The following is a 24,866-nucleotide window of genomic DNA, read 5'->3' as shown; positions in this document are numbered from 1 at the left end:
ATTTTGCACAACCAAAAAAAAACAAAAGTTAACCTAATGAAATTATTTCGATTCACCATCTTATTATTCCTTTTTAGTTTTTCAATTACGACATCTGCTCAGATTATTCGAACAACCTTAGATCCTGCTCAATTACCTAAAATTCCATCAAACTGGACAAAGAAAAACCAAGTTGGTTTTGATATTTCAGAAATTGCATTTGTAAACTGGAGCGCCGGGGGAACAAGTTCTATTTCCGGGTTATTTAAAGGTGAATTTGGAAGAACTTACGCAAAAGGAAATCATAAATGGGTTAACGAACTTATTGTAAAATATGGTTTAAATAAACAGGATGGTACAGAATTGAGAAAAACCGACGATGCTTTCCAGCTCAACTCAACTTACGGATTTAGAAAAGATACGGTTTCAAATTGGTATTATTCGGCTAAATTTAATTTCAATACGCAATTTACAGACGGATATAATTATCCAAATAGAGATATTGCGATCTCCAGACCATTTGCACCGGCTTATATCTTTTTAGGAGCAGGAGCTGAAAACTCAAATAAGCAAAAAAACAGAACATTTTATTTCTCTCCTGTTACGTTAAAAACAACTTTGGTATTAGACCAATATTTAGCCAATCAGGGATCTTTTGGTGTTAAAAAAGCGGTTTATATGACTGATCCTAATGATCCGACAAGTCAAATTTTAGTTGAAGAAGGGCAAAAAGTAAAAGCCGAATTTGGTATTTTAATGACCGCATATTCGAAAAGCGAAATCTACAAAAACGTTTTCTACGAAAACAGACTAAGTTTATATACTGATTATTTAAACAAATTTGGTAATGTCGATGTTGATTATGATACTCGTTTAGATCTTGTAGTTAACGCTTATGTAAAAGCAAATATTGGTATTCATTTGGTTTATGATGATGATATTAAAACCAAAAAAGATGTTGTAGACCCAACAACGGGAACAACATCTCAGGTTAATGACGGTCCAAGAGCGCAATTAAGACAAGTTTTGGGCGTGGGTCTTGTATATGCTTTTCAATAATTAATTATTCTTTCTTCCGTTAATGGTTTCGAATAATTCGAGTGCATTTCCATCTGTTAAAAGAGAAACAAAATGACAAATATGAAGCAAACGTTCGTATAAGTTCGTTTTGTCTAAATGATGTTTTTCCGGCAGCATTTTCAAAATTAGATTATCATAATTCGATGCTTTTCCTTCATATTTGTTATTAAAAGCGGTTATAAACTTATCCAGCAATGTTTGAATAATTTGATAACCAACAATTTCTTTCTCGATAACTTCGCGGCTTTGATAGATTTTTTCAACACTTAAATTGATAATATCGTTCATTTGTGCCTTGTATTTGCTTTTATCTGTTAAAGCAAAAGGAAATTTTCCTTCCAGAATTGCTTCTTCATTTTCAATAAAAACATCTACGGCGTCGTTTATTAAAGATCCAATTGCGAGCGCACGTAAGTAACTGATACGATCTTCTTTGGTTTCGAGCATTTTATATTTTGAAACGCCAATATTGTCTTTTACAAGTTTTATTAAATATTCAAGAGCAAAATCTTCAGAAACCAAACCTAAGTTTATTCCGTCTTCAAAATCTATAATCGTGTAGCAAATATCATCTGCAGCTTCTACCAAATATGCCAAAGGATGTCTTTCAAAACCAATATCATCTCCCTCTTTATTGGCGATCATTCCCATATCCTGCGCTACTTCTTCAAAAAATGATTTATCTGTCTGGAAAAAACCGTATTTTTTATCAGCAATATTTGAGGTTGGTTTTTTAGGTAAACTTTCTTTTGGATATTTCATAAAAGCGCCTAAAGTGGCGTATGAAATTCTCAATCCGCCTTCGATTCCCGGGCGACTTGCGGTAAGTACCGAAAATCCATTTGCATTTCCTTCAAAATCAATTAAATCCTGCCATTGTTTTGCGGTTAATCTATCCTTATACTTTAAACCGTTTCCTATCGAAAAATATTCACCAATTGCTTTTTCGCCAGAATGTCCAAAAGGCGGATTTCCAATATCGTGTGCCAAAGACGCCGCAGCGACAATAGCACCAAAATCATTCATATGATAACCATGAACTTCTTTTAAATACGGATATTTTTCGATGATTTTTTTCCAACCAAACGACCTAAAGACCTTCCTACAACCGAAACTTCTAAACTGTGCGTCAATCTCGTATGCACAAAATCTGTTTTTGAAAGCGGAATTACCTGTGTTTTATCCTGCAAAGATCTAAAAGCAGCCGAAAATATGATTCGGTCATAATCTACTTCAAAACCCAATCGTGTATCGTCTTGTTCTACACGTAATCTTTTGCTAGTGTCGCCTTGGCGTTTAAGTGATAAAAGTTGTTCCCAGTTCATTTTTCAATTTTATATTTCAGATTGATGATTTTAGATTGATCTATCTAAACCTCAAAAATACATTTTATTTTAGGATAATATTGAATAAAATAGACTGTAGATTAATTTGATTAAATGTTTTGTTCGCTGCGAAATCTTACCATCCGGCATAAAGAAATCATTATAATCTGTGCAATCTGTGGCAAAATATTAAAACTCTAATGCTGTACTGTGTTTAATTTCTCCCATTACAAAAATACTGTTCGTATTCCCGATGTTTTCTATAGTTGATAATTTATTCATGACAAAATCCTGATAACTAGCCATATCCTGAACCAGAATCTTGAGCATAAAATCATAATCGCCGGCAATGTTATAACATTCTATAATTTCTGGAAGCGCAACGATATCTTTTACAAAATTGCTGCCTACATTTTTTGCATGTTCTTTTAAGCGAACATTACAGAAAACGGTCATACCGCGATTCATTTTTTTCTTGTCTAATAATGCCACATATTTTGTGATATATCCGTCGCGTTCCAGCCTTTTTATTCGTTCGTAAACAGGCGTAACCGTCAGAAATAATTTACTGGCAAGGTCTTTTGTATTGATATTTGAGTTTTCCTGAAGGTGTTTCAGGATCAATAAATCGGTTTTATCTAAGTTTTCCATAGTAATTTTTACGGCTAAAGTTCTTTTAAACAGATTTTACCAGTAATATAATCTTCTAAAAATTCATTCTGTAAGACATTTTACTGAAATAATACCCAAATATAAGTTATAAAATCTAATACAATAAATTTGTTCAGTAAAAAATACTGAAACAAAAATGAAAACAAATAATTTAGGTTACCCACGAATAGGCAGCAATCGAGAATTAAAAAAAGCAAGTGAATTATACTGGGCTGGAAAAATTTCGGCCGCAGAACTTATTCAAACCGGAAAAGACATTCGCCAAACAAACTGGAAATTGCAAGCTGAGGCAGGAATTGATTTGATTCCGTCTAATGATTTTTCTTTTTACGATCAGGTGCTTGATTTAACGCTGACTTTGGGCGCGATTCCGGAGCGTTATCACGAATTTGCAAAAACCAATTCTTCTATCGATTTGTATTTTGCAATGGCAAGAGGCGCGCAAAAAAACGGGCAGGATGTTGTAGCCATGGAAATGACGAAATGGTTTGATACCAATTACCATTATATTGTTCCTGAATTTACAAAAAACCAAAAATTTGAATTGTTTTCAGAAAAAATAATCAATGAATTTAAAGAAGCTAAAGATTTAGGAATTGCTACAAAACCAGTTTTAATTGGACCAATTTCGTATTTACTTTTAGGAAAAGAAAAAGAAGAAGGTTTTCACCGAATTGATCTTGTCGATAAATTGCTTCCGGTTTACTTCGAAGTTTTCGAAAAATTACAAACCCAAAATGTTGAATATATTCAGCTTGACGAACCTTTCTTAGCTTTAAATTTAACAGATAAAGAGCGCATCATTTTTACAGAAGTTTATAATGAAATTAATATTCGTTTTCCCAAAATAAAAATTATTCTGGCTAATTATTTTGATTGTTTCGGCGAAAATTTAGTAACGGCATTAGCTTTGCCCGTTGATACTTTTCATTTAGATTTAGTGCGTTGTCCGTTGCAATTGGATGATATTTTAGAATCAGGAAAATTAAACGCAACCGTAAATCTTTCACTTGGCGTTGTTGACGGAAGAAATATCTGGAAAAATGATTTCAAAAATTCTTTAGAATTAATCAAAAAAGCAACCGATGCTTTGGGAGAAAACAGAATTTTGGTTGGACCTTCGTGTTCTTTAATTCATAGTCCTTGCGATCTGGATTTAGAAACAAATGATGAAACGCTTACACCGGAAATTAAACAATGGCTGGCTTTTGCAAAACAAAAAATCAACGAAATTGTACTTTTAAAACAATTTGCTTCGAACGAAGTTGATGTTCAAAAATCAGAAGATTTCAAACAAAATAACATCGCAAATGAAAACCGAAAAACTTCAAAATTAATTCATAATAATGAAGTTAAATCGCGTGTTGCCAATATTACAGCTTCAGACGATAAACGTAAAAGCACTTTCGCTATCAGAAGAAAAAGTCAAATTGATGCTTTAAATCTTCCTTTATTTCCAACCACAACAATTGGTTCTTTCCCTCAAACGGCTGAAGTGAGAAGCTGGAGAGCGAAGTTTAAAAAAGGAGAATTAACTACCGAACAATACAATGATTTAATCGAAAAAGAAACCGAAGCTACAATTCGTTTTCAGGAAGAAACCGGCATTGACGTTTTGGTTCATGGTGAGTTTGAACGTAACGATATGGTGGAATATTTTGGCGAACAATTAGACGGTTTTACCTTTACTAAAAACGGCTGGGTTCAAAGCTACGGAAGCCGCTGCGTAAAACCTCCTGTTATTTACGGTGATGTTTCAAGACCAAACCCAATGACGGTAAAATGGTCGAAATATGCGCAATCTCTAACGCCAAAATGGGTAAAAGGAATGTTGACCGGACCTGTAACTATTTTGCAATGGTCGTTTGTTCGTAACGATCAGCCTCGTTCTCAAACTTGTACGCAAATTGCATTGGCGATTCGTGATGAAGTGGTTGACCTGGAAAAAGCGGGAATCAAAATTATTCAAATTGATGAACCTGCCATTCGCGAAGGTTTGCCTTTGAGAAAAGAAGAATGGGCAAAATATTTGCACTGGGCAGTAAAAGCATTCCGAATTTCGGCAAGCGGTGTTAAAGATGACACTCAAATTCATACACATATGTGTTACAGCGAATTTAATGACATTATTGAAAATATTGCCGATATGGATGCCGATGTAATCACTATAGAATGTTCGCGTTCGCAAATGGAACTTTTAGATGCTTTTGCCAACTTTAAATATCCAAACGAAATTGGTCCGGGAGTTTATGACATTCACTCACCGCGTGTGCCATCAAGTGCCGAAATGGTGAGATTGCTTGAAAAAGCTTCGGCAGTAATTCCTGTAGATCAATTATGGGTAAATCCAGATTGTGGTTTAAAAACGCGTCATTGGGATGAAACCAAAAAAGCTTTAATCGAAATGGTTGCCGCAGCTCAGGAAATGAGAGCAGCCGTTGAAAATCCGGTTAATTAATACTTTTATTTTAATATATTTTTGTTTTTTAGTGTCAACAAGTGAGGTCGAAATTCTTGTAGTTATGAATTAGCTTCGACTTCACTTATGTTGATATTATTTTTGTAAATCTGTAATAAACATTTGATTGATTTCAGTTAACATTTCAAATTCATCCAAAGGAAACATTTCGACCACCATTTCCAGAATAAGGCTCACATTAATAGGCTGAATTTTATTTACTTCCACCATTTTATGTACATCTTGATCTACTGCCAAAGCACACATTTTTAAGATATTCACAATGAAATAACCCAACTCATTATATTCCAGATTTTTTATTCCTGCCAAATAAAATTCTGATTTATCGTTAAGAGGTTTTGAAGGATTAAAATACGAAGAAATTAATTTTCTAAGATTCTCTAATTTTTTAATTTCATCTGTCTCCATAATTGCATCTGTTTTAATTTGTTGTTATAATAAAAATCTTACTTTTGTAAAAAGACTGCAATTAAGCAATAGATAACACGATAATGAAATATTAAGAGTTGTATCTCACAACTAAATTGTATTTTACCAAAACAGAAAAATTTTAAAGAATTTTAAATATCTTTGAATTATGACTACAGAATTAAAACCAAAACATATTGGCAGAAATATAAGCCGAATCAGAGAGCTTCGAGGTATGAAACAAGAAGCGCTTGCGATTGCAATTGGTGTAAGCCAGCAATATGTTTCTAATATTGAAGCAAGCGAAAGTATTGATGAAGAAAGATTAATTACAATTGCTGAAGCTTTAGGCGTTACCGCTGAAGGAATTAAAAATTATAGTGACGAAAATGTATTGAATGTCATTAATAATACATTTAATGATACCTCGACTCTAAATGCTATTAATATACAACCAACTTTCAATCCTTTAGATAAGTTAGTAGAAGCTTACGATGAAAACAAAAAACTCTACGAACGTTTGTTACAATCTGAAAAAGATAAAATCGAATATTTAGAAAAATTACTGGAAAAGAAATAAGCTTTCTAAAAACATATTAATTCTTAAAAAAAGAGTTTTACACATACGAGTGGTCGGAAGAAATTCCGACCATTTTTGTTTTAAAAACTTTTGAAGAGTCGCTTCGATAAATTACCATTATTGTTATAAAAAACCCTCTTAATTTCAGTATAAATTTTCTTTTATCTGTTTTATTAACAGATTGTTTGCCTTTTTATAAATTCTAATTAACATTTTTACAGCTTTTGCATTAATTTATAATATAAATATTACAATTTATTTATAAAAAATTGTAACATTATAGTAAAAAACCCACTAATGAAGTAAAAGAATATTATGGAATCTCAATTAAGGCGACTAAAAAAGAACTGGAAAAACAAAAAATATTTAAAGTATAATATAGAATTTTCTGAATTATCTAACTTCTTAAACCTGAAATCTAAATCAATTTTAAAAAGAATCCTTTTAGTAAATATTTTAGAATTTTGTCTTTCAATAGTATCAATTATTATTATAAATCAAAAAAATATAAGCCAAAATAACAGCATATTAACATACACTAATTATTTATATTATTTCATTTTCATTTACTTTTTCATTCGGTTTTTTATTAATTTAAAAAAAATAGATTTGACCTTAAATTTGAAGGATCTATCTGAAATAATACTAAAAACTAGAAAATCCGTTTATAATTATATTTGCTTAAATATTATATTATTTAATTTGAATGTAATTATTCTTTTTTATCAATATCTCTGCAGTTCGCAAGTAGATATTAATAGATATTTAGCAGATAATTTGATCCTTTATCAGATTTTTATTTTCATATTAATCGCCATTTTATCTACTATTATTTCATTTTTTATTTGGCTAATTTATAAAGCCTTTTATCTAAAAATGATAGATCGATTACATCAAAATTTACAAGACCTTAATGATTAACAAATAGATTAAGACTGATTCTGTTTTAAAACTTTAATAAAAGCTCATAAAAAGAGTTTATTCTTTTGAGTTTTTATTAAAGTTTTTTAATTGTTCTATCATCTCATCCTTATCTTTTAATCTGCCTTCATATAAAGCCTCAATTTTTTTTACCTTTTCTTTATACTCGACATGAAATTTTTCAAAAGACAAATTATCTGATAATAAATCACGTTTATCACTAATATTTTTCTTCCCTATTATGCCCTTAAAAAAACTTTCAGGTGTTATATCAAAGATTATTAAAATATCTTCTAAGTATTTACCCCAAGTAAATGTATTACCCGACTCCAAACGTGAATATGCAGAAAAATCTATATTAAGTCTATCTGCCATGTCTTGTATAGACAATCCTCTTTCCAGACGGATTTTCTTTATTTTAATTACAATTTCTGTTTGCATTATATGTATACTTTTAAGCTAATATAGCAATAAATTATAAGAATAGTAATACATTTAATGCATAAGCAAATGCGAATTAAGCAAATAATATGCGATTTATACTACTTAATACCCTTGTAATAATATCAAATTTACAATATTCAAAAAGGCAATTGACGACTTCTTGAAAATTATTAATTTATAAAATTATATATCATGACAAAGGCTATTCTTGCAATGATGATCTGGATCGCAGAACAATGCGCTTAATTAAAATATAACAATCTATCTTATAAAAACATAAGATAGATTGTTATAAATTTCAGTTAGTAAATTAATGCTAGACAATTGAAAAATATAATTTCAAAAGAATCTTTATAAAACAAAAAAAAGCATTCGCCGCGGCGAATGCTTTTCTCAAATTGAATATATAATTTAAGATTAGAAATTTTTAGAAACCCCAATATTAAATGTTCTACCAAAATTAAAATCGAAGTTTTTGTATTCTGGTCCGTTGTTATCGTAGTTAATAGTTCCGTAGTTTAAACCACCAATATTAAAGTTTAAACCAAAACCTTTTTTCATGTCAATAAAAAGAGCTGGTGTTACACCCACATACATACCATCACCTTTAGCAGTTGTAGTAATTGGTCCTGTATACGTTTTGTCTTTTTCAGCCTGATAACCTAATCCTAATTCTGCAAAGAATGAAAAAGTTGGATTCAACGGCATTGTGTAACGTAAAAATGCACCTAATTTAGTTGTATTAAATCTATCTTCGTTAGCTCCTTGTTCTGTTTTAGAAGAACCAAAAGAAGCCTCAGCTCCAACTGTCCAGCTTTCGTGAAATTGGTAACCCACTTTAGGAGAAAAATCAAATTCATTGTTTTTTACTTCGTTATTACCAAGAGTTCTGGTTTCTGAAGAATAACCAATACTTCCACCAACTAAGACTGTCCCTTTTTGTGCATTTGCAAAGCTTACTACAGCTAATGCAGCAATAACTAACATTTTTTTCATTTTGTTTTTGTTTTAAATTTAATAACTCTTTAACAATAACGATGCCGTTACAGCCAAACGTTAAGTTTTTTTTATGATTTCTTAAAAAGTCAAAAATGTAGTAAACGAGCATATTTCTGTTTACTTTTGTAGCAAATAAATACTCATGTCGATAGAAGTAAACAACATATCAAAAAGTTACGGTACGCAAAAAGCGCTTAATGAAATTTCTTTTAAAATTGAGAAAGGAGAAATCGTAGGATTCTTAGGGCCAAACGGCGCTGGAAAATCTACTTTGATGAAAATTTTGACCACTTATTTACTTGCAGATAATGGCTCAGCCCTTGTAAATGGTCACGATGTCATGACAAACACAAAGGCAGTTCAACTTTCTATTGGCTATTTACCAGAACATAATCCGTTGTATTTGGATTTGTATGTTCGTGAGTATTTGGCTTTTAATGCCGATGTTTATCATGTTGACAAATCAAGAATTGAAGAAGTTATTCAACTGACAGGACTGACACCGGAAAGCCATAAAAAAATAAGTCAATTGTCTAAAGGATATCGCCAGCGTGTAGGACTTGCAAATGCTTTATTGCACAATCCGGATGTATTAATTCTGGATGAACCAACTACTGGTCTGGATCCGAATCAGTTAATGGAAATTCGAAATGTAATTAAGAATGTTGGAAAAGATAAAACGGTTTTTCTTTCCACACATATTATGCAGGAAGTTGAGGCTATTTGCGATCGTGTCATAATTATTGACAGAGGACAAATTGTAGCCGATAAAAAATTAGATCATTTAATTTCTGAAAATAAAGAACAAGTTATTGAAGTTGAATTTGATTATCAAATACAGGAACAGCTTTTGGCTAAACTTGAAAATATTACTTCATACAAAAATATCCACGATATGACCTGGGAATTAACTTTTGTTGCAGAGAAAGATATGCGTCCGGCTATCTTTGATTTTGCCAACGAAAACGGACTTAAAACATTACAATTAAATCAAAAAAATAAAAATCTGGAAGCTGTTTTTAGAGAAATTACTAAGTAGGTTACAGTTTACAGTCTCGGTCTCAGTCTCAGTTTACAGTCTCAGTTTACAGTCTCGGTTTAACAAAAAAGCCTGTTTATATTTAAACGGGCTTTTTTGTTGTATTCGGAAATGTTATTAAATCTTCAAATCCAAACAAACAGCTTTTATTTCTTCTATAACTATTTTAATATCATTTTCTGTCGTTCGCCAGTTTACAAACGAAGCCCTGATTCCTTTACGATTTCGATATACAGTTGGCGTCATAAACACTTTACCGCGATCGTTAAGCGCCGTAAAAAATTGAGCTATTTTTTCCTGATTATGATCTCCTTTTAAAGTAAAACAAACATTATTCAGTCGAATTGGTGCCATTAACTCAAAATTTCCATCTTCGATAAGTTCATTTCCAAAATGCAGCGCCATCGAAACACTGTTTTCTACAATATCCTTAAAACCATCTTTTCCATAAGCCAGTAAAGAAAACCAAACCGGTAAAGCTCTTAAACGTCTCGAATTTTCAGGCAGCACATTCAGGTAATTAAAATTCTCTAACGGATTTCCTAAATATGGCGCATTCGAATTCTGAAAGGTTTCTATTTGTAAACTTGCATGTTGTTTATTAATCAAATAAAAAGCACTTTCATAAGGCACATTCAACCATTTATGACAATCAATTGTAATACTGTCTGCGCCTTGCCAACCGTCAACAAAATGATTAAATTTATCCGAAACAGCAGCAAATCCGCCAAAAGCAGCATCAATGTGCCACCAGAAATTATATTTTTCTTTTAGTTTTGAAATAGCATTAAAATCATCAAAATCAGCTGTATTTACTGTTCCCGCACTTGAAATTAAGATAAAAGGTTTTCCATCTAAACTTTTGATATTATTTTCTAAATCAACCACATCAATTGCTTCACGATTGCCTTCAATTGTTTTAATTGTGGTGAAATTATTGCTTCCAATTCCTAACATTGCCAATGATTTTATCGACGAAGAATGTGGCGTTGCCGTTAGAATATTAATTGGTTCTGAAATTCCGTTTTTAGCAAAATCTTTTCCAAATTGTTTTCCAAACCATTGTCTGGCTACGCCTAAACAAGTGAAATTAGACATCGTTGCTCCGGTTACAAAACCTCCTAAAAAAGAATCCGGCAATTGTAATAATTGCAATAATAAATGGATGGTTTCAAATTCAATTAAAGCAGAAACTCCACCCTGAGCTTTTATAGCCTGTGTATTTTGATCATAAACCGAAGCCAGCCAATCGCCCACAATTGAAGCAGGAGTTGATCCTCCGGTAACAAATCCCCAATATCTCGGGCCGGCAGAAGCAACCATTAATGGTGCTAATCGTTCATTAAATTCCTTCAATGCTTCTATTGAACCTAAACCTAATTCGTTTAAACCGCGGGTTGGATCAATTGAATTTTTATTGGAAGTTGGAATATTTTCAAGCCTATTTAAAAAATCAATTCCCTGTTGTTTTGCTTTGTCAAGTATATTTTCAAAATCGTTTAAATCCTGTTGTAATAATGTATTCATTTTTTTTATTTTGAAGTAGATGTCAGTTCTATTTTACCATTTTGTTTTTTCAGAAAACCGCGAAACCATCATCGAACAAATTACATCGCCATTTGCGTTTAATAAAGTGGCAATTGGGTCAACAAGAGTTCCTAAAATCATGGCTACAGGCAAGGCTTGTTCCATTGGCAAACCGTAAACAGTTATCGCTAAAATTTCACCAATATAACCTCCGTTTGGAATTCCGCCTTCTACAATAGATACAATTACAGTAATGCCTAAAGCCAAAAGTATCGTTGAAGGTTCTGTAAAATCTTTTCCAAACATGGCAAACAAAACCGTAATTTTTAAAATAGATGACATGCTGGAACCGTCTTTGTGCAATGGTCCTCCAAGCGGAATAACCAGATTTCGTACATGTTTTGGAATTCCCATTTTCTCCGCCGCATCCAGATTTGCAGGAATCGTGGCAATGCTGCTGCAAGTTCCTACTGCCGTTAGTGAAGGTGTAATATTATTGCTCCAAAAAACAACAAAAGCACGTTTTCCTCCTGATATAAAAGCGTATATACTATAAAAAACAAAGAAATAAAAAATACAAGCTCCGTAATAAACGCCTAATGGTTTAGCGTATGCACCAAATAATTGAGGCCCGAAAACGCCAACCTGATAAGCAAAATAAGCGCCTAATCCTACGGGAGCTAATTTCATAATAATACCTAAAAGCTTTTTCATTACTTCATTTCCTGAATCTAAAAAGCTTCTAAAACTGCTTCCTTTTTCTCCGGATTGCAAACTTGCAAAACCAACTAAAAAAGAGAATATAATAAGCGCCAGCATGCTTTTTCTCGATAATAATTCGAAGAAATCATTTGCCGTAACTAATTTTGCAATTTGTGCACCAATACTTTCTGACTCAATAGTTTCCAATGGGATTTTAGATACAATAATACTTTGATGAATAGGGAAAATATAAACAGCGACAATCATTACAATTGCTGAAATCAGGATTGTTCCTAAAAAAACAGCCATCATGATAATAAAAAGCTTTCCGAGTTTTTCCGATTGTTCTAAATTGGCAACGGAAGAAGCAATCGTGAAAAAAATCAACGGAATAATTGCTGTAAAAAGTAAGTTTAGGAATATATCTCCCAGAGGCTTTATAACCTCAACTTTTTCCTTAAAAACTAATCCGAGAATACTTCCGATTATGATACCGCCAAGAAGTAATAGAATGCTGCTGTAGCTTTTTAGAAAATTGATCTTTTTAACTTCCATAAATTTAAAGTATTACGATTCAGAAATAGAAACTTGAAATAAAAATCAATTAAATTACTCAAAAAAAGAGTGCTAAAATTGGTTTGTCGGTTTTTTTAATGCCACAGATTAAAAGATTATAAATGATTTTTTAATTTGTGATAATCTTTTAATCTGTGGCAAAAAATATTTACTAATAGATTTAATCTTGCTAGTCTCTTTTTAAAACCAAAGTAGTAAAATCTCTATCGACCAATTCTCCGGTTCTAGTTTTTACTTTTTCGGTTAAAGTCTCTTTTTTGATGATTTTGAAAGTCGTTTTTTGAACTAAATTTTCAGCCTTTTCAGTGCTGTAAAGTTCAAATTCGTATTGTGTAAAAGGAAGTTGTTTCATAAAACTTTCTTCGGCAAATGTTAAACAAAAGATACCTTTTTGTTTTAAAACTCTGTCTATTTCTGAAAGTAATTTTTCAGGTTCAAGCCAGAAATAAATGGTGTTTACGGTAAATATTTTATCAAAAAAATTGTCTTGAAACGGAATCTTATTTCCATCATATAATGTAAAGAAAGCTTGTTTTTGAGAGACAAAATTTCTATTAATCCGGCGTGCTTCCTGAAACATTAATTCAGACATTTCAAGTCCGTAATATTTAATGTTTTCAGCCTGTTCGAAAATAAATTCTACGTGTCCCGAGTTTCCGTGACCTAATTCTAAAATTGTATTTCCTGATTCTATATGTAGATTTTGAATCGAATGACGCGTCATGTTGATGTTAGTTTCATGCATCATGTTTGCCATTTCAATTCCTTTTTCTCCCGTTGGATTTTTAAGCTGAGAAGCTATCGCTTGTAATTCTTCTTTTTTCATAAACTTAAATTTAAATTCCAAGCTGTTTGTCCTTGCGAGGAACGAAGCAACCACACTAATAATTATCCATCAGGTTTGTCATTGCGAGGAACGAAGCAACCACACTAACAAAAACACAAAGAATATGCAGCGTGAGATTGCTTCGTTCCTCGCAAGGACAATATTACGCTTAAAAAACCTGACTCGCTATCTGGCGAATATTCTCAGATTTCCCCATTGAATAATAATGCAACACAGGAACTCCGGCAGCTTTTAATTCCAACGATTGTTGAATTGCCCATTCGATTCCCACTTGTTTGATTTCTGCATTATTCTTGCATTTATCTACTGCATCAATTAAATCTTCCGGTAAATCAATTCTGAAAATCTGTGGCAAAATTTGCAAATGCCTTTGAACAGCAATTGGTTTAATTCCGGGGATAATAGGAATTGTGATTCCCATTTCTCTTGCTTTTTCTACAAATTTAAAATATTTAGCATTGTCAAAAAACATTTGTGTAACCACATAATCTGCTCCGGCATCTACTTTTTCTTTCAGTCTTTTTAAATCAGATTGTAAAGAAGGAGATTCTAAATGTTTCTCCGGATAACCTGCAACGCCAATACAAAAATCTGCTTTATTATCGATATCCATTACTTCATGCAGGTATTTTCCGCAGTTTAAATTGTTGATTTGTCGTACCAAATCAATAGCAAAATGATTACCGCCTGGTTTAGGAACAAAAGATTGTTCGTCTTTCATGGCATCACCACGAAGTGCCATTACATTAGTAATTCCTAAATATTGACAATCTACCAGCATGTATTCTGTTTCTTCCTGCGTAAATCCACCGCAAAGCAAATGCGGTACGGTATCAACATTATATTTATGTTTTATAGAAGCGCAAATTCCAAGTGTCCCAGGACGCATACGAGTTAACTTTTTATCTAAAAGTCCGTTTCCTTTATCAATATAAATATACTCTTCGCGAGAAGTCGTTACATCAATAAACGGCGGTTTAAACTCCATTAACGGATCAATATTATCGTATAATTCCTGAATGCTTTTTCCTTTTTGAGGCGGAATAAGTTCAAATGAGAATAATGTATTTCCTTTGGCGTTTTCTATATGTTCTGTTACTTTCATTATAAGTCTTAAAGTTTGAATGTCGAAAGTCGAAAGTCGCGTCTTTTTGAGACTTTATGACTTTTGACTTTATGACTATTTTTAGTCTGCTATATTAGGGTTTAACCATTTGCTTGCGTATTCAGTTGAGACGTTACGTCGTTTGGCGTAATCTACTACCTGATCTTCTTTTATTTTTCCGAGTCCGAAGTATTTACTTTTTGGATTCCCGAAGTAATATCCGGAAACAGATGATGCCGGCCACATTGCCATACTTTCCGTCAAGGTTACTCCAATTTCGTCTGCGACATTTAAGAGTTTCCAGATTGTTGGTTTCTCCAAGTGATCTGGACAAGCCGGATAACCTGGCGCAGGACGAATTCCTTTGTAATTTTCTTCGATCAAATCTTCTGTCGAAAGTGATTCTTCAGCATCATAACCCCAGAAATCCTGACGTACTTTTTCGTGTAAATATTCGGCGAAAGCCTCAGCAAAACGATCTGCTAATGCTTTTACCATAATCGAATTATAATCGTCAAGATCTTTTTCGAATTCGGCTGCCCATTCGTCTACACCAAAACCGGTTGTTACACAAAATGCTCCTATATAATCTGTAATTCCTGAATCCTTTGGCAAGATAAAGTCAGATAAAGCGATGTTTGGTGCTCCTTTTGTTTTTTGTGATTGCTGACGAAGTGTCAAGAATTTCTCCAGAACTTTTCCGTTTTCATCACGCAATTCGATATCGTCGTCATCAATTTGATTCGCAGGGAAAATTCCGTAAATACCTTTTGCCGTTAGTTTTTTCTCTGCCAAAATCACTTTCAGCATTTCCTGAGCATCTGCAAAAACCGAAGTTGCCTGTTCTCCCACAACCTCATCCGTCAAGATTGCCGGATATTTTCCGAACAATTCCCATGTTCTAAAAAATGGTGTCCAGTCGATATACGGAACCAAAACATCAAGATCAACTTCAATGATTTGTTTGCCAATTACTTTTGGTTTGGTTGGCGTATATTCATCCCAATCCAATTGTAGTTTATTTTTACGCGCTTGCTCAATCGTCAGGAAGTTTTTATCTCTTGAACGATTCAAAAACGTTTCTCTAAACGCATCATATTCTGCACGAATATCGCTTGCATATATTTTGCGATTGTGATCTAACAGGTTTCCTGCCACGGTAACAGCTCTCGAAGCATCGTTTACGTGAATTACAGTTTCTCTGTATTGCGGGGCGATTTTCACGGCTGTATGCGCACGCGAAGTCGTTGCTCCACCAATCATAATCGGAATTTTAATTCCTTGTTTGTCCAGTTCTTTAGCCAAATAAACCATTTCGTCAAGCGAAGGTGTGATCAGTCCGCTTAAACCAATAATGTCGACATTGTGCTCTATCGCCGCCGCAATAATTTTTTCCGGAGGCACCATAACACCAAGATCTACAATCTCATAGTTATTACAAGCCAAAACCACCGAAACAATATTTTTACCAATATCGTGAACGTCACCTTTTACGGTTGCCATCAATATTTTTCCGTTTCCTTGTTTGTCTCCGGCTTGTTTGCTTGCTTCAATATATGGCAATAAATACGCAACGGCTTTTTTCATTACACGTGCCGATTTTACTACCTGAGGCAAGAACATTTTTCCACTTCCAAATAAATCTCCAACGACATTCATTCCCGTCATCAAATTGATTTCGATAACTTCAATAGGTTTTACAGCGGCAAGACGTGCTTCTTCAACATCTTCTTCAATAAAAGCATCAACTCCTTTTACTAATGAATGCGTTATTCGTTCCTGAACCGTTCCTAAACGCCATTCCTGAATCGCTTTTTCATCGGTTTTTACATCTCCTTTTACATTCTCAGCAAAATCCAAAAGTCGTTCAGTTGCATCGTCACGTCTGTTTAAGATTACGTCTTCAACGTGTTCTAATAAATCTTTTGGAATATCATCATAAATCGAAAGCATCTCCGGATTTACGATTCCCATTGTCATGCCGTTTTGAATCGCGTGATATAAAAACACCGAGTGCATCGCTTCACGAACCGTATCGTTTCCTCTAAAAGAGAACGAAACATTACTTACTCCACCACTAATATGTGCGTGCGGCAAGTTTTCACGAACCCATTTTGTACCTCTAAAAAAGTCCAAAGCATTCAGGCGATGTTCTTCCATTCCGGTTGCAACTGGAAAAATATTCAAATCGAAAATAATATCCTGTGGAGGAAAACCAACTTTATCAACTAAAATATCATACGAACGCTGGCAGATTTCGACTCTACGCTCAAAATTATCCGCCTGACCTACTTCGTCAAAAGCCATAATAATAGCCGCAGCTCCGTAACGTTTGATTAATTTAGCATGGTGAATAAAGGCTTCTTCGCCTTCTTTTAACGAAATCGAGTTTACAACGCTTTTTCCTTGTACTACTTTTAGACCTGCTTCAATGATTTCCCATTTCGAACTGTCGATCATAATCGGCACTCTCGAAATATCCGGTTCAGATGCAATTAAATTCAAAAATTTTGTCATTGCCTGAACACCATCAAGCATTCCTTCATCCATATTAATATCGATGATCTGTGCTCCTCCTTCTACTTGTTGTCTTGCAATATCAAGCGCCTCGTCATACTTCTCTTCCTTGATCAGGCGAAGGAATTTTCTTGAACCTGTTACATTCGTACGCTCGCCAATGTTTACAAAAACACTTTCTGGCGTAATAATCAACGGTTCTAATCCTGCCAATACAAGGTCTTTTCTTTTTTCTGCCATTTTTTTTCAATTTTCAACGGAATAAATTCCATTGCTACAATATGTTTCGTTCCTCTGGAACTTTTAGTTCAACGTCTTGCTTGTCTTTGCGAGGAACGAAGCAATCTCATTCTAATATTTCGAATCCTAAAAGGTTTTTCTATTTTATTTTGGGCGTGTTCGCCGCGGCGAATCGGGCTATTCGTTTCTAGTCCTCGCACTTCCTTCGTCAGGCTGTGGGCTATCCACTTCTATCCCTCACGCAAATTCGGTTTCAAAAGACATTTTATGTTTTCACGATTTCAATTATCGTTATTCAAATCTTTAAACCTATCATTTATGCCGTTCCTACGGAACTTGTTTTGCGTCTACTTTCTTTCAACGGAATAAATTCCGTTGCTACAATATATTTCGTTTCTCCGGAACTTTTATTCTCAATTCAACATGCAAGGTTTTGAAAACCTTGTAGGTTTAGTTTTTTTCGCCTACAAATTCACACCTACAAGGTTTCGTCCCGAAGCTTCGGGATTGCAGGAAACGCAAACGTTACGCAATAACCGGCGCTACTCTAGGCTTATAATCCTTCGCAACCTCAGCAATTAATCTAATATGATCCGGAGTTGTTCCGCAACAACCGCCAATGATGTTGATTAAATTATCGTCTAAATATTCCTTGATGAATGCCTGAGTTTGTTCCGGTGTTTCATCATATTGTCCGAATGCGTTTGGTAATCCTGCATTTGGATGTGCCGAAACATTAAAACTCGTGTGTTGTGCTAATGTTTTCAAGTATGGTTTCAACAAATCGGCTCCAAGAGCGCAATTGAATCCTACGCTTAATAACGGAATATGTGATACTGAAATCAAAAACGCTTCAACCGTTTGCCCAGAAAGTGTTCTTCCAGAGGCATCTGTAATCGTTCCTGAAACCATGATCGGAATATCGATATTACGGTCGTCTTTTACTTCTTCGATTGCAAAAAGTGCTGCTTTGGCATTTAAAGTATCGAAGATTGTTTCTACCAAAAGTAAATCGCAACCGCCATCCATTAAGGCTTCTACTTGTTGTTTGTAAGCAATTCGTAAATCATCAAACGTTACAGCTCTGTAACCCGGATCGTTTACATCTGGTGACATACTTGCAGTTCTGTTTGTTGGTCCAATTGAACCTGCTACAAAACGTGGTTTGTCCGGATTTTTGGCTGTAAATTCATCGGCTACTTCTCGGGCAAGTTTAGCCGATTCGTAGTTTAATTCATAAACCAAATCTTCCAGAAAATAATCCGCCATACCGATTGTGGTTCCTGAAAAGGTGTTGGTTTCTACGATGTCTGCACCCGCTTCAAAATAAGCGGCGTGGACATCGCGGATTGCTTGTGGTTGTGTTATGGATAGTAAATCGTTGTTTCCTTTTAATGGATGCGGAAAATCTTTGAAACGCTCTCCACGAAAATCTTCTTCGGAGAAATTATAGCGCTGCAACATCGTTCCCATTGCTCCGTCAAGGATTAGGATATTTTTTTTAATTGCTTCCTGAATTGTTATTGACATATCTTTTGGCTTTTAGCTGCTAAGACGCTAAGGTTCTAAGTCGCTAAGTTTTTATTTAATTATAATTCTAACGTTTAGTAAACCTGACGGGTTTTAAAAACCTGTCAGGTTTAGCACGATATTTTGATTCACTTTAATTCCAAGAATTCACTATTGATGGCTCATTAGCCCCGATTGAAGTGGAAATCCTTTTACTTTTTGCTGTCAAAAAGTAAAAGATTGCAACGAAAAGCGGGAACGATTGACGGCAAAAATGCGCCAATGATTCGCTCATGATACCAAAGTGAATTCGGTAAAATTATATTGTAAGTTGTCAGGAAGAGTTTTGAGAAATACTTTTATGTATTTGTGTTATCTATCTTTAATACTAAGAATAGTATAAAGTAGAATGTAGCACCTTCTTTATGATAAAGGGTTGCTAAGGTTTCATTGGGTCTTTCCCTCCGCCTTTCGTGATAACTTTCAGTAATTTTAAGAACAGCGCAAAGGTATGAAATCACCTTACGATTTGCAAGTGTTTTTTTAGTTTATATTCCAAAGCTTCGGGACTAAGTCACTAAGGTTTAAGTTTAGAAATTTACTTTAATGTTTAGACTTTTGTTTTGTTCCTCTAAAATTGATTATTTCTATAATATTGGATTCTCTATTTATTCTATAAACCAAATAATTATTCTTATCTACAATAGCTTTATACAAAGATTCATTTTTGGCAGACTTTGGAAACTGTTCCGGATTAAGACTAATTTGATTAATAACTTGTTGAATTTTATGTTCTAAACTTAAAATTTCTTTTGCTGTCCATTTTTCCTCAAGATAATCAACAACTTTATTAAAACCATTTATAGCTTGAGAGGTCCAAATAAATTCTAATGCCATTTTGAAAATCTTTTCATAACATCTTCATGGCTTGTAAATTCACCTTTTTCGGCTTGATCTAGTCCAATTTGAATTTCGTTTTTCTCCGATTCTGATAACTCATCCAACCAATCTTTTTGATTTTCTTTCAGAATCGATTCCAGTTTTTCTAAAACACGCTCGTCTTCCACCTTAACCAACTCTTGAATAAATTGATATTTTCTAGCTTCTAAATCCATGATAATCAAAATTTATATATCACAAAGGTACAAATAAAAAAAGCTCAAACTATTTTACAAGTTTGAGCTCTATATATAAAATCTTAGCGTCTTAGTATCTTAGAACCTTAGCAACTTAGACAATCGCCTTAACAACCGCTTTTGGCGCTTCTTTACGAGTTCCGTCAAAACCGTCTACACCAGAAACTGTTGTATATTTAAGAACATATTTTTTACCCGGATTGATGATTTGGTACGCAGCCTGACACATCAAAGTCGCTTCGTGGAAACCACAAAGAATCAGTTTTAATTTTCCCGGATATGTGTTAACGTCTCCAATAGCAAAGATTCCCGGAATATTGGTTTGGTAATCTAATGCGTTGTTTACTTTAATGGCATTTTTCTCGATATCTAATCCCCAGTCTGCGATTGGTCCCAATTTTGGCGTTAATCCGAAAAGTGGAATAAAGAAATCAGTTTCGATCTTACGGTGTGCTCCGTTTTCTTCAATATCAAGTGATTCAACATGTTCAGCACCATTAATTCCAATTACTTCTGCAGGAGTAATTAATTTAATTTTTCCGGATGTTTTTAATTCCTGTACTTTTTCTACTGAATCTAAAGCGCCTCTAAATTCATTTCTACGGTGAATTAAGGTTACTTCAGAAGCTACATTCGACAAGAAAATACTCCAGTCTAATGCTGAATCTCCTCCTCCGGCAATTACAACTCTTTTATCTCTGAATTTCTCCGGATTTTTGATGAAGTATTTTACTCCTTTATCTTCATAAAACTCGATATCTTCAATAAGTGGTTTGCGAGGCTCAAAACTTCCTAAACCTCCAGCAATAGCAATAACCGGTGCGTGAAATTTAGTTCCTTTATTTGATGTTACAATGAAACTTCCGTCTTCTTGTTTTTCGATTGTTTCAGCGCGTTCTCCTAATGTATAACCTGGTTCAAATTGTTTAATTTGTTCTTGTAAGTTATCAATTAAATCTCCTGCTAAAACTTCTGGGAAACCAGGAATATCATAAATAGGTTTTTTTGGATATAACTCTGAAAGTTGTCCGCCTGCTTGTGGTAAAGCATCTAAAATATGACATTTTAATTTTAATAATCCTGCCTCGAAAACGGCAAATAAACCTGTTGGTCCTGCTCCAATTATAAGTATATCTGTTTTAATCATTATGGTATTTGTTTATAATCATTCTTAATAAGACAAAGGAACGAATAATTTATTCTAATTTCAATGATTTTTATCATTTCATTCCTTTGCGAATTTTTTTACTCTTTATTTTTTAATGATGCGGTGATTTCGTTCATCTTTTTAACCTTGTCTTCAAAATCGCCTTTCAATGTTTTCCTGTATTCATTGAGGTTTTCGACCATTTTATTGATATCCTCCGGAATTACTTCTTCAAAAAACTCTCTCAGTCTTTTGGCTGTTGTTGGAGATTTTCCATTGGTCGAAATGGCAATTTTTACATTTCCTTTTGTTACGATTCCGCCTAAATAATAATCACATAAATCAGGCGTATCGGCAATATTGCAAATCAAATAACGCTTTCGGGATAAATCATATACCTTTTTATTGACTTTTAAATCATCGGTACATGCGATTACCATGTTGCGTTTTTTGAGCATTTTCTTTTTAAACTTCGATTGTGTTAATGTAATCGAAGGATGATTTTCAGCCAGAATTTTAATCTCAAGATGAAAATCTTTTGCTACAACCTCAACATTAGCATTTGGGCTCGACTTTAATAAAAAAGAAAGCTTTTCTAAGCCAACATTTCCTCCGCCCACAATCAAAACATTCAGATTGTGAAGTTTTAAAAATATTGGATATAATTCATTTTGTTCCATTTTAATTTTTTTTCATCCAATCAAAATTAGATGATTTTTCATTACTATCGAACGATTTCTTTTGATAGAAATTCTTCGTAAAACCCCTTTAATTTATTGCTTTCGCGAACCACATTTCCGAGGACAATAATCGCTGGTGAACTTAACTTTTGCTGTTTTACAACTTCTAAAATCGAATCTACTGTTCCAACGCCTACTTTTTCATCCGCTGTTGTTCCGTTTTGAATAATCGCAACGGGTAAATCTCCTTTATCTTCTTTTTGAAACAAATCAATAATTTGAGGCAATTTGTGCATTCCCATCAAAATAACAACTGTCGCCGATGATTGTGCTGCCAAAGCCACATCTGAAGATAATTTCCTGTCAGAAGTTGTTCCTGTAATTGCCCAAAAGCTTTCTGAAACTCCTCTTTTAGTAATCGAAATTCCCTGACTTGCCGGAACTGCTACTACAGATGAGATTCCAGGAATTACAAACGTCTCGATTCCGAAGCTTTCTACAAATTCTATTTCTTCGCTTCCGCGTCCAAAAATAAATGGATCTCCACCTTTTAAACGCACAACATTTCCGTAAGTTAATGCATTATCAACAATCAGCTGATTAATTTGATCTTGCGTGTACGCGTGATTGCCTATTTTTTTTCCAACAAAAATTCGGATAGCATTTTTAGGAGCATGAGCCAATATTTCTTCATTAGCCAAGGCATCGTACAAAACCACATTAGCTTCAGCTAGTGCTTTTACGGCTTTCAGTGTAAGCAAATCGGGATCGCCCGGACCTGCTCCAACTAAAGTTACTTTGGGTTTGATATTAAGCATTTGCTAATTCTTGAGCTCTGTATTTTTCAATGGTATCAAAAAATGAAATTCCTTGTTGAATGTATGCTTTTGCAAATTCTTCAGTTGGTTCATTTTGATTGATTTGATATACCAATTCTCTGAATGTTGTTGGTAATTGAATTTTATCAGTTGCAATGAAAACAGTGTCAAATAAATCAACAATTCCTGCGTGATTATTTGTTTTTTCGTTTTCTGAAAGCAACAACGCTTTTGCACCGTTTACAAATCCTGCATAAGCATGATAAATTGCATCTGACCATTTATTTTCGTCGAATGATTCTTGTGCAAAAGTCAATTTATCTTTGGCTTCTAATAATAAAGTCGCTACTAAATCGATCACTACACCAGCACATTCCCCAACTCCAACTGCTTTTACGTAGTTATCTGCATTACCCCAATCTACGAAATCAGCTTCGGTTAAATTAGTTACGTCTGCGAAAGGTTTTAAAATTTCATAGAAATATTTCTCTCCTTTAAGATCGTAATAATTTAGGAATTTTTCTCCGTTTGCATTTTTATCAAAATCATTTAAAATAGTACGCAAAGCATCCGGTCCTCTACGGCTTGGAATTTTGATTACTTTATCTGCAAAACGTCCTGCACCGTTTCCTAATCTTCCTCCACCAAGTAAAACCTGCAAAGCCGGAGCCACTAATTTTCCTGAATTTATTGACATTCCCTGAAAACCAATTGCCGACATATTGTGTTGTCCGCAAGCGTTCATACAACCCGAAATTTTAATCTCAATTTCGCGATTGTTTAAATATTGAGGATATTCTGCATTTAAAACTTTTTCTAGTTCTTCTGCAATTCCGGTACTACTTGCAATCCCCAAATTGCAAGTATCAGTTCCCGGACATGCTGTAATATCTGCTGTAGAATTATATCCTAAATGCACAAAGTCCAACTTGGCTAATTCCTGATAAAAGAAGGGTAAATTCTCCTCTTTTACGTGACGTATTACAATATTTTGACGCAATGAAAAACGTAATTCATTTGCTGCATAATTTTTAATCAAAGCTGCTAATAATCTGGCTTTATCAGTATAAAAATCTCCTAATAAAACTTTGATCCCAATAGCATAATAACCTGCTTGTTTTTGAGCAATTACATTCGATTTTTTCCACGCTTCATAAGCCGCAGTATCTTCAATTGTAACTTCCGGAGCTTGCAATAATGGTTCAGCAATTGGTCCGTCAAAAGCAGTTGTGTCAATTTCGTAAGTTTCAAAAGCGATTGCTTTTTTTTCTTTTTCAACTAAATCAAGGAAAACATCTCTACCCATTTCTTTGATTAAGAATTTCATACGTGCTTTCATTCTTTTTGCACGTTCGCCATATCTGTCAAAAATACGGATGATTCCTTCTGCCGTTGGGATAATTTGATTCGCCGGAACAAACTCTGAAAGCAATTCAGCATGAGCCGGCTGCGAACCTAAACCTCCACCAAACATAATTTTGAATCCACGAACGCCATCAACAACTTTCGGAATAAATCCTAAATCGTGCAAATAACTCAAAGCGGTATCTTCATCTGAAGATGAGAACGAAATTTTGAATTTACGTCCCATTTCCTGACAAATTGGGTTTCTTAACAAATATTGAAATAAAGCATGTGCGTAAGGCGAAACATCAAATGGTTCGTTTACATCTACACCTGCCAATTCGCTTCCTGTAATGTTACGAACTGTGTTTCCACAAGCTTCACGCAACGTAACATCGTCTTTGGCCAAATTTGCCCAAAGTTCAGGAGTTCTGTCCAGACTTACGTAGTGAATTTGTATATCCTGACGCGTTGTAATGTGCAAACGCCCGGTAGAATATTCATCAGAAACTTTAGTAATACGCACCAATTGTTCGCTGGTTACTTTACCGTAAGGCAATTTAATACGAATCATTTGAACGCCTTCCTGACGTTGTCCGTAAATTCCACGCGCTAAACGAAGACTACGAAAACGCTCATCATCAATTTTTCCTCCACGGAATAAATGAATCTTTTTTTCTAAGTCGATAATCTCTTTCTGAACTATCGGATTTTCTATTTCTGTTCTAAAACTTTCCATTTTTTATTTCGCTTTAGGCTTTAAGCTGTACGCTCTAGGCTTTTTTAAACTTT

Annotated in this window: 20 protein-coding genes, 1 pseudogene and 1 riboswitch; of the genes and pseudogenes, 4 read left to right on the top strand and 17 right to left on the bottom strand. The window is 34.0% G+C overall.

The features are described from left to right. Positions 1 to 36: 36 nt before the first annotated feature. A complete protein-coding gene (locus OLM54_RS19010; RefSeq protein WP_264536119.1) occupies positions 37 to 1,038 on the top strand; it encodes a DUF3078 domain-containing protein in 1,002 nt (333 codons plus the stop codon). Here the strand turns inward: OLM54_RS19010 and OLM54_RS19005 are convergent. Both OLM54_RS19005 and OLM54_RS19000 read right to left on the bottom strand, forming a co-directional pair. Next, positions 1,039 to 2,384: pseudogene (locus tag OLM54_RS19005) on the bottom strand (deoxyguanosinetriphosphate triphosphohydrolase). Positions 2,385 to 2,573: 189 nt separating this feature from the next. Then, a complete protein-coding gene (locus OLM54_RS19000) occupies positions 2,574 to 3,035 on the bottom strand; it encodes an Lrp/AsnC family transcriptional regulator (RefSeq protein WP_042566180.1) in 462 nt (153 codons plus the stop codon). A 157-nt stretch (positions 3,036 to 3,192) separates the two neighbouring features. On the opposite strand from OLM54_RS19000, the gene metE reads away from it, so the two are divergent. Next, positions 3,193 to 5,514, top strand: a complete 2,322-nt coding sequence (metE, locus tag OLM54_RS18995; RefSeq protein WP_264536118.1) for a 5-methyltetrahydropteroyltriglutamate--homocysteine S-methyltransferase — start codon at positions 3,193 to 3,195, stop codon at positions 5,512 to 5,514. A 96-nt stretch (positions 5,515 to 5,610) separates the two neighbouring features. On the opposite strand, the gene OLM54_RS18990 is transcribed toward metE, so the two are convergent. Continuing rightward, complete coding sequence (locus tag OLM54_RS18990; protein ID WP_264536117.1) at positions 5,611 to 5,943, bottom strand: hypothetical protein; 333 nt, start codon at positions 5,941 to 5,943, stop codon at positions 5,611 to 5,613. A gap of 169 nt (positions 5,944 to 6,112) precedes the next feature. Between OLM54_RS18990 and OLM54_RS18985 the strand changes: the two genes are divergently transcribed. After that, complete coding sequence (locus OLM54_RS18985; RefSeq protein WP_264536116.1) at positions 6,113 to 6,523, top strand: helix-turn-helix domain-containing protein; 411 nt, start codon at positions 6,113 to 6,115, stop codon at positions 6,521 to 6,523. Positions 6,524 to 7,501: 978 nt separating this feature from the next. Here the strand turns inward: OLM54_RS18985 and OLM54_RS18980 are convergent. Next, positions 7,502 to 7,885, bottom strand: coding sequence for a helix-turn-helix domain-containing protein (locus tag OLM54_RS18980; RefSeq protein WP_264536115.1), 384 nt, complete (start codon positions 7,883 to 7,885; stop codon positions 7,502 to 7,504). A gap of 420 nt (positions 7,886 to 8,305) precedes the next feature. Continuing rightward, complete coding sequence (locus tag OLM54_RS18975; RefSeq protein ID WP_264536114.1) at positions 8,306 to 8,884, bottom strand: porin family protein; 579 nt, start codon at positions 8,882 to 8,884, stop codon at positions 8,306 to 8,308. A 145-nt stretch (positions 8,885 to 9,029) separates the two neighbouring features. Between OLM54_RS18975 and gldA the strand changes: the two genes are divergently transcribed. Next, complete coding sequence (gene gldA, locus OLM54_RS18970) at positions 9,030 to 9,926, top strand: gliding motility-associated ABC transporter ATP-binding subunit GldA (protein WP_264536113.1); 897 nt, start codon at positions 9,030 to 9,032, stop codon at positions 9,924 to 9,926. A 117-nt stretch (positions 9,927 to 10,043) separates the two neighbouring features. Here gldA and OLM54_RS18965 read toward each other — a convergent pair whose 3' ends face one another. The 12 genes from OLM54_RS18965 to OLM54_RS18910 all read right to left on the bottom strand — a co-directional run bounded on the left by OLM54_RS18965 (position 10,044) and on the right by OLM54_RS18910 (position 24,813). Then, positions 10,044 to 11,453, bottom strand: a complete 1,410-nt coding sequence (locus OLM54_RS18965; protein WP_264536112.1) for a pyridoxal phosphate-dependent decarboxylase family protein — start codon at positions 11,451 to 11,453, stop codon at positions 10,044 to 10,046. 33 nt (positions 11,454 to 11,486) lie between these two features. Beyond that, the gene (locus OLM54_RS18960) at positions 11,487 to 12,710 is read right to left on the bottom strand and encodes a dicarboxylate/amino acid:cation symporter (protein ID WP_264536111.1); all 1,224 of its coding nucleotides are present in this window, start codon (positions 12,708 to 12,710) and stop codon (positions 11,487 to 11,489) included. Between the two features lie 190 nt (positions 12,711 to 12,900). After that, positions 12,901 to 13,557 carry a class I SAM-dependent methyltransferase gene (locus tag OLM54_RS18955; protein WP_264536110.1) on the bottom strand — a complete coding sequence of 219 codons (657 nt, stop codon included), beginning with the start codon at positions 13,555 to 13,557 and terminating at the stop codon, positions 12,901 to 12,903. A gap of 169 nt (positions 13,558 to 13,726) precedes the next feature. Continuing rightward, complete coding sequence (metF, locus tag OLM54_RS18950; protein ID WP_264536109.1) at positions 13,727 to 14,683, bottom strand: methylenetetrahydrofolate reductase [NAD(P)H]; 957 nt, start codon at positions 14,681 to 14,683, stop codon at positions 13,727 to 13,729. An 81-nt stretch (positions 14,684 to 14,764) separates the two neighbouring features. After that, positions 14,765 to 17,440 (bottom strand): methionine synthase, encoded by a 2,676-nt coding sequence (gene metH, locus OLM54_RS18945; protein WP_264536108.1) that lies wholly within the window; start codon positions 17,438 to 17,440, stop codon positions 14,765 to 14,767. 525 nt (positions 17,441 to 17,965) lie between these two features. Beyond that, positions 17,966 to 18,970, bottom strand: coding sequence for a homocysteine S-methyltransferase family protein (locus OLM54_RS18940; protein ID WP_264536107.1), 1,005 nt, complete (start codon positions 18,968 to 18,970; stop codon positions 17,966 to 17,968). A 348-nt stretch (positions 18,971 to 19,318) separates the two neighbouring features. Continuing rightward, a riboswitch (SAM riboswitch) is annotated at positions 19,319 to 19,432 on the bottom strand. Positions 19,433 to 19,552: 120 nt separating this feature from the next. After that, a complete protein-coding gene (locus tag OLM54_RS18935; RefSeq protein WP_264536106.1) occupies positions 19,553 to 19,846 on the bottom strand; it encodes a type II toxin-antitoxin system RelE/ParE family toxin in 294 nt (97 codons plus the stop codon). Continuing rightward, positions 19,837 to 20,064, bottom strand: a complete 228-nt coding sequence (locus OLM54_RS18930; protein WP_264536105.1) for a hypothetical protein — start codon at positions 20,062 to 20,064, stop codon at positions 19,837 to 19,839. The genes OLM54_RS18935 and OLM54_RS18930 overlap by 10 nt, the downstream gene beginning before the upstream one ends. A 115-nt stretch (positions 20,065 to 20,179) precedes the next feature. Continuing rightward, the gene (locus OLM54_RS18925) at positions 20,180 to 21,232 is read right to left on the bottom strand and encodes an NAD(P)/FAD-dependent oxidoreductase (RefSeq protein WP_264536104.1); all 1,053 of its coding nucleotides are present in this window, start codon (positions 21,230 to 21,232) and stop codon (positions 20,180 to 20,182) included. Positions 21,233 to 21,330: 98 nt separating this feature from the next. After that, positions 21,331 to 21,912 carry a bifunctional precorrin-2 dehydrogenase/sirohydrochlorin ferrochelatase gene (locus OLM54_RS18920; protein ID WP_264536103.1) on the bottom strand — a complete coding sequence of 194 codons (582 nt, stop codon included), beginning with the start codon at positions 21,910 to 21,912 and terminating at the stop codon, positions 21,331 to 21,333. A gap of 44 nt (positions 21,913 to 21,956) precedes the next feature. Further along, a complete protein-coding gene (gene cobA / locus OLM54_RS18915; protein ID WP_264536102.1) occupies positions 21,957 to 22,730 on the bottom strand; it encodes a uroporphyrinogen-III C-methyltransferase in 774 nt (257 codons plus the stop codon). Next, positions 22,723 to 24,813, bottom strand: coding sequence for a nitrite reductase (locus OLM54_RS18910; protein WP_264536101.1), 2,091 nt, complete (start codon positions 24,811 to 24,813; stop codon positions 22,723 to 22,725). Before OLM54_RS18910 ends, cobA begins: the two co-directional genes overlap by 8 nt. Positions 24,814 to 24,866 lie beyond the last annotated feature (53 nt).

It is taken from the genome of Flavobacterium sp. N1736 (genome assembly GCF_025947065.1).
GTDB lineage: Bacteria > Bacteroidota > Bacteroidia > Flavobacteriales > Flavobacteriaceae > Flavobacterium.
This window is presented reverse-complemented; position numbering and strand designations above follow the sequence as displayed.

Bases quoted from the DNA above. Each gene is read 5' to 3' on its own strand.
- OLM54_RS18955 (WP_264536110.1), bottom strand. From the start codon at position 13,557: ATGAAAAAAGAAGAATTACAAGCGATAGCTTCTCAGCTTAAAAATCCA.
- OLM54_RS18985 (WP_264536116.1), top strand. From the start codon at position 6,113: ATGACTACAGAATTAAAACCAAAACATATTGGCAGAAATATAAGCCGA.
- metE (WP_264536118.1), top strand. From the start codon at position 3,193: ATGAAAACAAATAATTTAGGTTACCCACGAATAGGCAGCAATCGAGAA.
- OLM54_RS18990 (WP_264536117.1), bottom strand. From the start codon at position 5,943: ATGGAGACAGATGAAATTAAAAAATTAGAGAATCTTAGAAAATTAATT.
- OLM54_RS18975 (WP_264536114.1), bottom strand. From the start codon at position 8,884: ATGAAAAAAATGTTAGTTATTGCTGCATTAGCTGTAGTAAGCTTTGCA.
- OLM54_RS18980 (WP_264536115.1), bottom strand. From the start codon at position 7,885: ATGCAAACAGAAATTGTAATTAAAATAAAGAAAATCCGTCTGGAAAGA.
- gldA (WP_264536113.1), top strand. From the start codon at position 9,030: ATGTCGATAGAAGTAAACAACATATCAAAAAGTTACGGTACGCAAAAA.
- OLM54_RS18960 (WP_264536111.1), bottom strand. From the start codon at position 12,710: ATGGAAGTTAAAAAGATCAATTTTCTAAAAAGCTACAGCAGCATTCTA.
- cobA (WP_264536102.1), bottom strand. From the start codon at position 22,730: ATGCTTAATATCAAACCCAAAGTAACTTTAGTTGGAGCAGGTCCGGGC.
- OLM54_RS18965 (WP_264536112.1), bottom strand. From the start codon at position 11,453: ATGAATACATTATTACAACAGGATTTAAACGATTTTGAAAATATACTT.
- metH (WP_264536108.1), bottom strand. From the start codon at position 17,440: ATGGCAGAAAAAAGAAAAGACCTTGTATTGGCAGGATTAGAACCGTTG.
- OLM54_RS18930 (WP_264536105.1), bottom strand. From the start codon at position 20,064: ATGGATTTAGAAGCTAGAAAATATCAATTTATTCAAGAGTTGGTTAAG.
- metF (WP_264536109.1), bottom strand. From the start codon at position 14,683: ATGAAAGTAACAGAACATATAGAAAACGCCAAAGGAAATACATTATTC.
- OLM54_RS18935 (WP_264536106.1), bottom strand. From the start codon at position 19,846: ATGGCATTAGAATTTATTTGGACCTCTCAAGCTATAAATGGTTTTAAT.
- OLM54_RS18925 (WP_264536104.1), bottom strand. From the start codon at position 21,232: ATGATTAAAACAGATATACTTATAATTGGAGCAGGACCAACAGGTTTA.
- OLM54_RS18920 (WP_264536103.1), bottom strand. From the start codon at position 21,912: ATGGAACAAAATGAATTATATCCAATATTTTTAAAACTTCACAATCTG.
- OLM54_RS18940 (WP_264536107.1), bottom strand. From the start codon at position 18,970: ATGTCAATAACAATTCAGGAAGCAATTAAAAAAAATATCCTAATCCTT.
- OLM54_RS18910 (WP_264536101.1), bottom strand. From the start codon at position 24,813: ATGGAAAGTTTTAGAACAGAAATAGAAAATCCGATAGTTCAGAAAGAG.
- OLM54_RS19010 (WP_264536119.1), top strand. From the start codon at position 37: ATGAAATTATTTCGATTCACCATCTTATTATTCCTTTTTAGTTTTTCA.
- OLM54_RS19000 (WP_042566180.1), bottom strand. From the start codon at position 3,035: ATGGAAAACTTAGATAAAACCGATTTATTGATCCTGAAACACCTTCAG.